The 10,123-nt window shown below is 70.8% G+C and carries 13 protein-coding genes; 12 read left to right on the forward strand and 1 reads right to left on the reverse strand.

The annotated features are described in order from the left end of the window. The 4 genes from ROO76_12865 to ROO76_12880 all read left to right on the forward strand — a co-directional run bounded on the left by ROO76_12865 (nt 1) and on the right by ROO76_12880 (nt 2,731). Nucleotides 1–591, forward strand: coding sequence for an NUDIX hydrolase (locus ROO76_12865; protein ID MDT8069048.1), 591 nt, complete (start codon nt 1–3; stop codon nt 589–591). Next, nucleotides 588–1,538 (forward strand): tyrosine recombinase, encoded by a 951-nt coding sequence (locus ROO76_12870; GenBank protein ID MDT8069049.1) that lies wholly within the window; start codon nt 588–590, stop codon nt 1,536–1,538. The genes ROO76_12865 and ROO76_12870 overlap by 4 nt, the downstream gene beginning before the upstream one ends. A 30-nt stretch (nt 1,539–1,568) precedes the next feature. Further along, complete coding sequence (locus tag ROO76_12875) at nt 1,569–1,931, forward strand: TraR/DksA C4-type zinc finger protein (GenBank protein ID MDT8069050.1); 363 nt, start codon at nt 1,569–1,571, stop codon at nt 1,929–1,931. A 92-nt stretch (nt 1,932–2,023) separates the two neighbouring features. Further along, entirely contained in the window at nt 2,024–2,731 is a 708-nt protein-coding gene (locus ROO76_12880; GenBank protein ID MDT8069051.1) for a site-2 protease family protein, read from the forward strand. Between the two features lie 58 nt (nt 2,732–2,789). Here the strand turns inward: ROO76_12880 and trpS are convergent, their stop codons facing one another. Beyond that, nucleotides 2,790–3,788, reverse strand: coding sequence for a tryptophan--tRNA ligase (trpS, locus tag ROO76_12885; GenBank protein MDT8069052.1), 999 nt, complete (start codon nt 3,786–3,788; stop codon nt 2,790–2,792). On the opposite strand from trpS, the gene ROO76_12890 reads away from it, so the two are divergent. From ROO76_12890 to ROO76_12925, 8 genes are all read left to right on the forward strand, one after another. Continuing rightward, complete coding sequence (locus tag ROO76_12890) at nt 3,787–4,647, forward strand: ScpA family protein (GenBank protein ID MDT8069053.1); 861 nt, start codon at nt 3,787–3,789, stop codon at nt 4,645–4,647. The two genes, trpS and ROO76_12890, sit on opposite strands and share 2 nt — an antisense overlap. 13 nt (nt 4,648–4,660) lie before the next feature. Continuing rightward, nucleotides 4,661–5,233, forward strand: a complete 573-nt coding sequence (scpB, locus tag ROO76_12895) for an SMC-Scp complex subunit ScpB (protein MDT8069054.1) — start codon at nt 4,661–4,663, stop codon at nt 5,231–5,233. Further along, nucleotides 5,226–6,041 carry a pseudouridine synthase gene (locus tag ROO76_12900; protein ID MDT8069055.1) on the forward strand — a complete coding sequence of 272 codons (816 nt, stop codon included), beginning with the start codon at nt 5,226–5,228 and terminating at the stop codon, nt 6,039–6,041. Before scpB ends, ROO76_12900 begins: the two co-directional genes overlap by 8 nt. 11 nt (nt 6,042–6,052) lie before the next feature. Beyond that, a complete protein-coding gene (aroH, locus tag ROO76_12905; protein ID MDT8069056.1) occupies nt 6,053–6,421 on the forward strand; it encodes a chorismate mutase in 369 nt (122 codons plus the stop codon). Further along, complete coding sequence (locus ROO76_12910) at nt 6,402–7,517, forward strand: prephenate dehydrogenase/arogenate dehydrogenase family protein (GenBank protein ID MDT8069057.1); 1,116 nt, start codon at nt 6,402–6,404, stop codon at nt 7,515–7,517. The genes aroH and ROO76_12910 overlap by 20 nt, the downstream gene beginning before the upstream one ends. Continuing rightward, on the forward strand, nt 7,514–8,950 hold the full coding sequence (gene aroA / locus ROO76_12915; protein MDT8069058.1) for a 3-phosphoshikimate 1-carboxyvinyltransferase: 1,437 nt from the start codon (nt 7,514–7,516) through the stop codon (nt 8,948–8,950). Before ROO76_12910 ends, aroA begins: the two co-directional genes overlap by 4 nt. Next, complete coding sequence (gene cmk, locus ROO76_12920) at nt 8,947–9,603, forward strand: (d)CMP kinase (protein ID MDT8069059.1); 657 nt, start codon at nt 8,947–8,949, stop codon at nt 9,601–9,603. Before aroA ends, cmk begins: the two co-directional genes overlap by 4 nt. A gap of 71 nt (nt 9,604–9,674) precedes the next feature. Beyond that, nucleotides 9,675–10,123 (forward strand): lysophospholipid acyltransferase family protein (locus tag ROO76_12925; protein ID MDT8069060.1); only part of this gene is annotated, 449 nt, incomplete at its 3' end.

The raw sequence follows: 10,123 nt of genomic DNA on the forward strand, positions 1-10,123 counted from the left end.
TTGGGCAAGCCGGCCGACTTCCGGCACCTCGGCGACGCGTCAAGGTTCGAGGGGCACCACATCTCCGTGGTGGAAGCGAGCTTTGCTGCACCCGACGGGTCGGTGTTCCGGCGCGACGTCGTCCGCCACCCGGGAGCGGTGGCGGTGGTGCCGGTCACCGATCGGGCGACGGTGCTCCTGGTCCGCCAGTACCGCGGGGCCGTGGACCGCCACCTGCTGGAGATCCCCGCAGGGACGTGTGATGTGAGCGGCGAACGGCCTGAGGAGACAGCCAGGCGCGAGCTGCAGGAAGAAGCGGGGGCACGGGCCGGTCGGATCCAGCTCGTCGCCGAGATCTTCAACACCCCCGGCTTCTGCGACGAGCGCTCCCTGATCTACCTCGCCACCGACCTGCAGCCGTGCGACAGCTCGCGCAAAGGTGAAGAGGAGGAGCACATGGAGGTGGTCGAGGTGCCGTTGGCCGACATCGACGAGATGGTGGGGGATGGGCGGCTGGTCGACGGCCAGACCATCCTCGGCCTGCTTGTCGCCCGCCAACATCTCGACGCGGCATCCCCGGCACTCCGGGACATCGGACAGGCTGGTCCGTGATCCCTCGACCGGCCAGGCCTTCGGCAACCCTCGGTGCCGAGGCCGAGGAGTTCCTGACATGGCTGGCTGTCGAGCAGGGCCGCGCTCCCAACACGATCGCTGCCTACCGGCGGGACCTCGTCGATTTCGAGTGCTACCTCAAGGACGCCGGAGGTGCTCACCAACGGTCTGACTCCCGGATGGTCGAGAACTACCTCGCCCGGAGGCGTTCCGAAGGCCTGGCTCCGGCCTCGTTGGCCCGGATCCTGGCCACGCTGCGGGGGTTCTACCGGTTTCGCATGGACGAGGGCAGCGGGAGCAACGATCCCACGGCAGGGGTCCGGCGGCCGCCGATCCCCGACCGGCTACCCAAGGCGCTCACCGAAGACCAGATCGATCTCCTGCTGCAGGCCACAGCTGGGCCGAGTGGTGTGGATCGTCGTGACCGCGCCCTGCTGGAGGTGCTGTACGGCACGGGGATACGGGTGGGGGAGCTTGTCGGCTTGAGCCTGGGCGACGTGGAGCACGACACCGGCCTGCTCCGTGTCCTCGGCAAAGGCGCCAAGGAGCGGCTGGTGCCGCTCGGGCGGTGTGCACGTGCCGCGCTCGACGAATGGCTCGACGTGGGTGGCCGCCCGCAGATGGAGCCTGAGCGCTGGGCCCGGAGAGGCGATGCCGAGGCGGTGTTCCTCAACCAGCGAGGTGGCCGGCTCACCCGCCAGGGGGTGTCTCTGGTCGTCGCCGGGCGGGCTCGCCGGGCGGGCCTGCCCCGATCGCTGCACCCGCATGTGCTGCGCCACTCGTGCGCCACCCACATGCTCGCCCACGGCGCCGATATCCGGGTGGTGCAGGAGCTGCTCGGCCACGCATCGATCGCTACGACGCAGGTGTACACGCGGGTGTCGATGGAGCACCTGCGCACCGTCTACGAATCGGCGCACCCGAGGGCTCGTCCGCGAACGGCCTGACCGGCCCGACCAGCGCGACCGCTGTGGAGCATGAGGAGCAGTAAAGTCGGTGTCGTGACGAACGACGCCCCTGCCGTCGACTTCCGCGAGGTGCTGGAGCTGGAGCGTACCGAGCTGCGTGCCCGCCTGGCCGAGCTGGGGCCCGGCGCAGCCGGTGGGCTGAGCTATGACTCCAACTTTGCCGACACCAGCCAGGTGACTGCCGAGCGGGGGGAGGCCGAAGCGCTGGCCGCTACCTTGCAAGAGACCTTGGCGGAAGTGGAGACTGCTCTGCAGAAGCTCGTCGACGGCACGTACGGTGCATGCGAGGATTGCGGTGCGCCGATCGGGCCGGCCCGCCTCGAGGCGATGCCGGCAGCCCGCTACTGCATCGCCTGCGCAGCCAAGCACTGAGCTTGCCATCGGTGGCCCGGGGGGAGCAGCCTTCACCACACCGGGAGCAGGCACACCACGATCGAGGGACCACGTGGCTGGTCCTCGGTGCGTTGGCGGCCGTCGTCACCCTGGCCTCCGTGAACGTCGTGCACCTGCGTGCCTTTCCGGTCATCGTGTTCTGCACGCTCGTGCCTTCGGTGATCCTTCACGAGGTGTCCCACGGTGTCCTCGCACTGGCCTTCGGCGACGACACGGCGAAGCGGGCCGGGCGGCTCACCTTGAACCCCCTGCCACACATCGACCCGTTCGGCACGGTGGTGCTGCCCGCGCTGCTGGCCATCACCAACGTGGGAGCCTTCGGGTGGGCGAAACCGGTCCCGGTCACCATCAGTCGTCTGCGGCGGCCGCGTGACCATGGCCTGCTGGTCTCTCTCGTCGGGCCGGCGGTCAACGTGCTGCTGGCAGGCGGCCTGGCGCTGCTGTACCGGTTCGTCGTGCCCTCTGGCGACCGGGCGATCCCCATCCTCCACCTCCAACCGCTGTGGGCGCAGATCCTGTTCGTCGGGGCGTATGTCAACGTGATCCTGGCCGTCTTCAACCTGATCCCCCTACCCCCGCTCGATGGGGCCGCAGTGCTCGAACGCATGATCCCGGTCCGCATGCTGGCCGGGTACTACCGGCTCCGGCCGTACACGCTCGTCCTGCCGCTCGCGCTGGTCGTGGTGCTCAACGCCGACCCAAGCCTGGCCAGCGCCGTGTTCTCCCCAGTGGTCGATCACCTCGGCGTGGTGCTCGGCACGCGGCTGTCGGGTCTCTGACCACCCGCCGCCGACGCGCATCCCCGGGCACGCCGCCCGGGGCATGTCAGGGGGCATGTCAGGGGGCGAAGCCTTTGGGTGGCACGAGGAACCCGGCTGCCCGCATGGCGCGGTCGAGCGTGGCATCTGCCACTGTGGCGGCCCTCGCGGCACCCGCCGCCAGGATCTGCTCGATCTGGTGGGGATCCGTGGACAGCACCGCATAGCGCTCCTGCAAGGGCTGCAGGAGCTCGACCAGCGCCTCGACCACATCGCGCTTGAGGGATCCGTAGTCGCCGTACCGGTCGGCAGCGGCGATCGGGTCCTCGCAGCGGGCGGCGCCCAGCAGGTCGAGGAGGTTCGACACTCCCGGCTTGGTCACCGGGTCGTAGCGGACCTGGCCCTCGGTGTCGGTGACCGCCTTGCGGACCTTGCGCGCCACGTCGTCGGGAGTGTCGAGGATGTCGATCGTGCCGAGGGGCGACCCGACCGACTTGGACATCTTCCGGGTCGGCTCCTGCAGGTCCATGACCCTGGCGGCGACATCCGGCACAGCCGCCTCGGGCACGACGAACGTCTGGCCGTAGCGGTGGTTGAACCGGGCAGCCACCGTCCGGGTCAGCTCGAGGTGCTGGCGCTGGTCGTCTCCTACGGGTACCCGATCGGCGTCGTACAGCAGGATGTCGGCTGCCATGAGCGCCGGATAGGTGAACAGGCCCGCCCGCACCGTCTCGCTGTTGCCCCCCTTGTCCTTGAACTGGGTCATCCGGCGTAGCTCCCCGAACGTCGCCGTGCACTCGAGCAGCCAGGCCAACCGGGGGTGGGCGGCGACGTGGCTTTGCACGAAGAGCGTGCAGTCCTCGGGATCGAGACCTGCAGCCAGCAGGCCCGCCGCCGCGTCGAGGGTCCGTCCCGCCAGCAGGCGAGGATCCTGGTCGAGGGTGAGACTGTGGAGATCCACGACGCAGAAGAACGCTTCGTGGGAGCGCTGGTCGGTCACCCACCCCCGGACCGCACCAAGATAATTGCCGAGGTGCAGCACCCCGCTCGGCTGGACGCCCGAAAGGACCCGTGTCATGGCCCGCCATGGTACGACGCTGCGGCCAACGCCATGCGCGCCGACTCACCCGGGCTCCGATAACGTCGATCCGGTGGCCGCCAACATCTGCATCCCGGTGTTCGAAGGGCCGTTCGACGTGCTGTTGCAGCTCGTCACCGACCACAAGCTCGACGTGTACGACATCCCGATCGCCGAAGTCGTGGACCGGTTCGTCGCCGAGATGTCGGCTCGCCGCCCCCTCGAGCTGCATGTCGCCACCGAGTTCTTGGTGATCGCCGCCATCCTGGTGGAGATGAAGTCGCGCAAGCTGCTCCCCGGCCCCGATGCGGTGGACCCCGACGACGAGCTGTGCGGGTTCGAGGCGCGCGACCGCCTGCTCGCCCGGCTTCTCGAGCTGCAGGCCTACGCTGCAGCCTCCGACGCCTTCGCCGTGCTCATGGAGCATGCGGCACGATCGGTTCCGCGCACCGCAGGTCTCGAAGCGCCGTTCCGGGAGCTCGCGCCTGACCTGCTGGCCGACGTGTCGCCAGCCGACGTGGCCGCAGCGTTCGCGCGGGCGACGAGGCCGCGGCCTGTGCCGGTGGTCGATCTCCTCCATGTCATGGTCGAGCCGGTCACGGTGTCCGAGGCGGTCGCCGAGCTGGCCGGTCGCCTGCCGGGCATGGGGCAGAGCACGTTCCGACTGCTCACTGCCGAGTGCACCACCCGGATGCAGGTGATCGTCCGGTTCCTGGCCCTCCTCGAGCTGTGCAAGCAGGGGCGGATCACCATCGACCAGGGCCAGACGTTCGGGGACCTGCAGGTCAGGTGGCTCGGTGACGCCCGCGATCTGGCTCCGGTCGGCACGGCGGTTCCGACAGAGGAGTACGACGGCTGAGACCGCCGAGCCGATGACCATCTCCGAAGTCCAACGTGCCATCGAGGCCGTCGTGCTCTGCGCTGTCGAGCCGGTCACGCCCAACCTGCTGGCCGAGCTTCTCGAGCTGCCCGTCGACCAGATCGAGGCAGCGTGTGCCGACCTGGCCGCTCGGTACTCGGTCGACAGGCGGGGGTTCGAGCTGGTCCGGGTCGCCGGGGGCTTCCGGTACCAGACGCACCCGGAGATGGCGCCGTTCGTCGAGCGTTTCGCGATGGAGGGCATATCGTCGCGCCTGTCCTCGGCGGCACTGGAGACGCTGGCCATCGTCGCCTACAAGCAACCCGTGTCGCGAGCCCAGGTGGCGGCCCTGCGCGGGGTCAACGTCGACGGCGTCGTCCGGCTGCTCGTGCAGCGCGGCGTTATCGTCGAGGTCGGGCACGCTCCCGGCCCCGGGCAACCGGTGCTCTACGGCACCACGGAGGCGTTCCTGGAGAAGCTGGGGCTCGACACGCTGGAGCAGCTTCCTCCCGTGGAGGATCTCCTCCCCGGGCCCGAGGTCGTCGAGCAGCTCGAGGAGCGGCTCCGTCCCGGGTCCGATGCCTGAAACGGACCGGGGAGGGGCCTACGGCAGTGGCGAGCGGCTGCAGAAGGTCCTGGCCCGGATTGGATTGGGCAGCCGGCGCGCCTGCGAGGAGCTGATCGCCTCCGGTCGGGTCGCCGTCAACGACACCGTCGCCGTCTTGGGCCGGCGGGTCGACGTGACCACCGACCGGGTGGTGCTCGACGGGGCACCCCTGCCGACCATGCCTGGCTTGGTCCACTACCTTCTGAACAAGCCTGCCGGCGTGGTGACCACCGCCGACGACCCGCAGGGCCGGCCGACCGTGGTCCAGCTCGTCCCCAACGACCCCCGGGTCTTCCCGGTCGGCCGGCTCGATGCCGCCACCGAAGGCCTCATCATCATGACCAACGACGGCGCGCTGGCGCACCGGCTGGCCCACCCGTCTCACGGGGTGGAGAAGGAGTACCTGGCAGAGGTGGCCGGCAGCCCCACTCCCGGAGCGCTGCGCCAGCTACGCACGGGGGTAGTGCTCGACGACGGGCTCGCCGCTGCCGCGCGCGTCGGGCTGGCGGCCGATGGGCTGCTGCGCATCGTCATCCACGAAGGGCGCAACCGCCAGGTTCGGCGCATGTGCGAAGCTGTCGGCTACCCGGTGCGGCGCCTCGTCCGCACCCGGATCGGACCGGTCGTCGACCATGCGCTTCGCCCCGGAGCCTGGCGCCAGCTCACCCTCAGCGAGGTCAGGGCGCTGGGCGAGGCGTCGGCGTCCCGCCCAGTGCCGGACCGCCCAGTGCCGGATCGCCCGGTGCCGGACCGCCCGGTGCCGGACCGGCCGGCGGGCGGTCGGTAGCATCGTCGTCCATGCCTCCCGCCGTTCGCGCCCTGCGGGGCGCCACCACTGTCGATGCCGACACCGCGGCACAGGTCACCGAGCGCATGCAGGAGCTACTGGCCGCCGTGCTGGAGCGCAACGGCCTGGTCCACGACGATGTGATCAGCATCCTGTTCACCGCCACGGAAGATGTGGTGTCGATGTTCCCAGCGACCGCAGCCCGGGGCATCGGCCTCGGTGACGTCCCACTGATCTGCGCCCGGGAGCTGTCGGTGGTCGGTGCCACACCGCTGTGCCTCCGGGTCATGCTGCACGTAGCCACCCAACGGCAACGGAGCGAGCTGCACCACGTCTACCTGCACGGCGCCCGGGGACTGCGTGACGACCTCCCCGAATGACCGATCCGATACCGGTGGCCTCGCCGAAGTGGTCGGCCGGGCCATGGTGGTCGGAACCGGCCTCATCGGCGGATCGGTCGCACGGGCCCTGCGGGCGCGAGGATGGCACGTCTCCGGGCGCGACGCCGACTCGGCACGTGCCGAGGAAGCCTTGGCGGCCGGCGTCCTCGATGCAGTGGGCCACGACCCCGAGGCGGACCTGGTCGTGATAGCCACACCGTTTGCCGCCGTCATCGAGGAGTCCCTCGCCGCTCTGGCGGGGCCGCTGGCAGCCGGTGCCGTCGTCACCGACGTCGCCGGGGTGAAGGCTCCCGTGACCGACGCCATCGGGCACCCGCGGTTCGTCGGTGGGCATCCTATGGCCGGATCCGAGCAGGCGGGCCTTTCCGGCGCCGACCCCGACCTCTTCGTCGGGACGACGTGGGTGCTCACCCCGACGTCGAGCACCGCGCCCGATGCCTACGCCCGTGTCCGCCATGTGGCGGCGTCGCTGGGTGCCGAGGTGCTCGCCCTCGCACCCGAGCAGCACGACACGCTGGTGGCCGTCGTGTCGCACGTGCCGCACCTGACCGCGGCAACGCTCATGAACCGGGCCGACGCCGTCGCTGCCGAGCATGCTGCACTGCTCCGCCTGGCGGCCGGCGGCTTCCGGGACATGACCCGGGTGGCGGCCGGCACGCCGACCATATGGCCCGACGTGTGCGCCGAGAATTCCCCGGCCATCGTGGCGGCGTTCGATGCCCTGCTCGACGATCTGACCGCCATGCGCGACCTGGTGGCGTCCGGCGACCGGGCTGGACTGCTGGGCGTGCTCGATCGGGCCGCTGCTGCCCGACGCTCGTTGCCGTCGCGGGCCGTACGCCCCGACCGTCTGGCGGTCGTGCGCGTGCCCGTGCCGGACCGGACCGGTGTCCTGGCCGACATCACCACCCTGGCGGGCGACCTGGGGATCGACATTGCCGACCTGGAGATCGCCCACAGTGCCGAAGGCGACCGTGGCGTCCTGCTGGTGGTGGTCGACAGCGATGCGGCGCAACACCTCCAACGTGCGCTCGGAGACCGCGGGTTCCGGTCCACGGTGACTCCGCTCGCATGACGACAGCCGGGCGCCACCAGGGCGCGACGTCGGTAGCCGTTCGCCCCACCACCGCGCTGGCAGGCCGGCTGCGCGTGCCTGGCGACAAGTCGATCTCCCACCGGGCGCTCATCGTGGGAGCGTTGGCCGACAGCCCGTCGAGCATCAGCGGGCTCTCGGACGGCGACGACGTCGCCCGGACGGCCGCCGCGCTCGCAGCGTGCGGAGCATCGCTGCGGACGCTGCCCGGGTCGCCGGGAACCGGCCCCCGGTGGCAGATGGACGGGAGCGCGGACATGCTGGTGGCGCCGGCGCACGAGCTCGACATGGGCAACTCGGGCACCGGCATCCGGCTGCTGGCTGGGGTCGTCGCCGGGTTCCCGTGGTCCGTGCGCTTCACCGGCGACATGTCGCTGCGGTCGCGTCCCATGGACCGGGTAGCTGATCCGCTGCGTCGCATGGGTGCCCAGGTCGACGGCCGAGGCCCGCGATGCCTACCGCCGCTGCAGGTCCGCGGCGGGCAGCTGTCGGGCATCGCCTACACCGTGCCGGTGGCCAGCGCCCAGGTGAAGTCGGCCGTGCTGCTGGCGGCTCTGCGTGCCGGCAGCCCGTCGGTCGTGCACGAGCCGATCGCCACCCGCCCGCATACCGAGGTGCTGCTCCTGCAGGCCGGGGCGGACGTCGAGATGGTCGAGCGTGCCGGCGGGCGCGACATCCACCTCCGTCCAGGCCCGCTGCACGGACTGACCCTGGCCGTTCCCGGGGATCCCTCGCAGGCGGCGTTCTGGGTGGTGGCCGCATGTGTCGTGCCGGGGAGCTCGGTGGTCGTCGAATCGGTCCATGCCGGACCCGGGCGGCGCGGCTTCATCGATGTGCTGCGACGCATGGGGGCGGATATCGAAGAACGCCCCTCGTCCGAGGCGGAGCCCGGCATCGCCTCGGACACCGTCGACCTGACAGTCCGGCCTGCTTCCCTGCTGGCGTGCACCGTAACGGCCGATCAGGCGCCGGGCATCATCGACGAGGTGCCGATCCTGGCAGTGGCGGCCGCGTTGGCCGAGGGCACCACCGTGTTCGAGGGAGTCGGTGAGCTGCGGCTGAAGGAGTCGGACCGGATGAACGCCGTCGCCGATCTGGTGACGGCGTTCGGGGCCACGGCGGAGATCCGGACCGACGATCTGGCGGTGCACGGCGTCGACCGGCTGCGACCGACCCGGGTCGATGCCCGGGGTGACCATCGTGTCGCCATGGCGGCTGCTGTGGCTGCCCTCGCCTGTCCGGAGGGTGCCGGCGCCACGGTGGTCGACGGCTGGGACGCCGTGGTCACCAGTTACCCGGGCTTCGCCACCGACCTGGCCCGTCTGGGCGCCACGATGGAGCCTGTCGGGTGGCCGCCGGCTGACCTCCCGGACCAGCCCGGCGCACCGGGCACCGGCCCCCGAGGTACCCGGTGAGCGCCGTCATCGCCATCGACGGCCCGGCAGGGGCTGGCAAGTCGACCCTGGCTCGCCGGTTGGCCGACCACTTGGGCGTGCAGCGCCTCGACACGGGGGCGATGTACCGGGCGGTTGCCTGGGCAGCCCTCGAGCGCGGTGTGGACCTCGACGACCAGCGGGCGGTCGCCGCGTTGGCGGCGGCGATCGACATCGCGGTCGGTACCACCGTGGAGGTCGACGGTGTCGATGCCACGGCGGCCATCCGCAGCCCGGAGGTCGATGCCGCGGTGCCCCACGTAGCCGCCAACCCGGCGGTGCGAACAGAGATGGTCAGGCGCCAGCGCCGCTGGGTCATGCAACGTGGCGGCGGGGTGGTGGAAGGCAGAGACATCGGCACGGTGGTCCTCCCCGACGCGGACCTGAAGATCTACCTGACGGCGGCGCCGGAGGAGCGTGCCGGCCGGCGTGCCGCCGAGCGCCAGGATGGTCGCACGGTGCCAGACGTCGCCGCCCAGATGGCACGACGCGACCAACTCGACTCAACCCGGGCCGTGTCGCCGCTTCCCACCGCCGGCCAGGTGGCCGCCGGAGCTCTGGTCGTCGACTCCACCGGTCGGACCGCAGACGACGTGTTGCAGGAGGTACTCGGATGGCTATGCACGAACGGGTAAGGGGCGGGCACCCCGGGCGGGCACCCCGGCTCCGGGTTCCGGTCCCCGTCTACCGTGTTCTTCGGGTCGTCGTGCACCTGATCAACCGCCTGTACTGGCGGGTCGAGGTGGACCGCGTGTCGGCGGCTGCGGTGCCCGCCGAGGGTCCCGTGATCCTTGCTCCGGTCCACCGGAGCTTCATCGACTTCTTCATCGTGTCGGAGGTCACCCGGCGCAAGCTCTTCTACATGGCCAAAGATGACCTGTGGTCGTCGCGGCGCTTCGGTTCGTTCCTCGAATCGCTGGGAGGGTTCCCGGTGAACCGGCTCGGTACAGACCGCCTGGCGCTCGACCGGGCTCAGGAGGTCCTCGAGCGGGGTGATGCCCTCATCTTGTTCCCCGAAGGCACCCGACGCTCGGGTGCTGTGGTCGAGGATATCCACGAAGGCGCGGCGTTCCTCGCCGCCAGGACCGGGGCGCCTATCGTTCCGATCGGCATCGGGGGGAGCCACCGGGCCATGCCGAAAGGCTCGCGGATGGT

It is taken from the genome of Terriglobia bacterium (assembly GCA_032252755.1).
In the GTDB taxonomy this organism is placed as follows: domain Bacteria; phylum Acidobacteriota; class Terriglobia; order Terriglobales; family Acidobacteriaceae; genus JAVUPY01.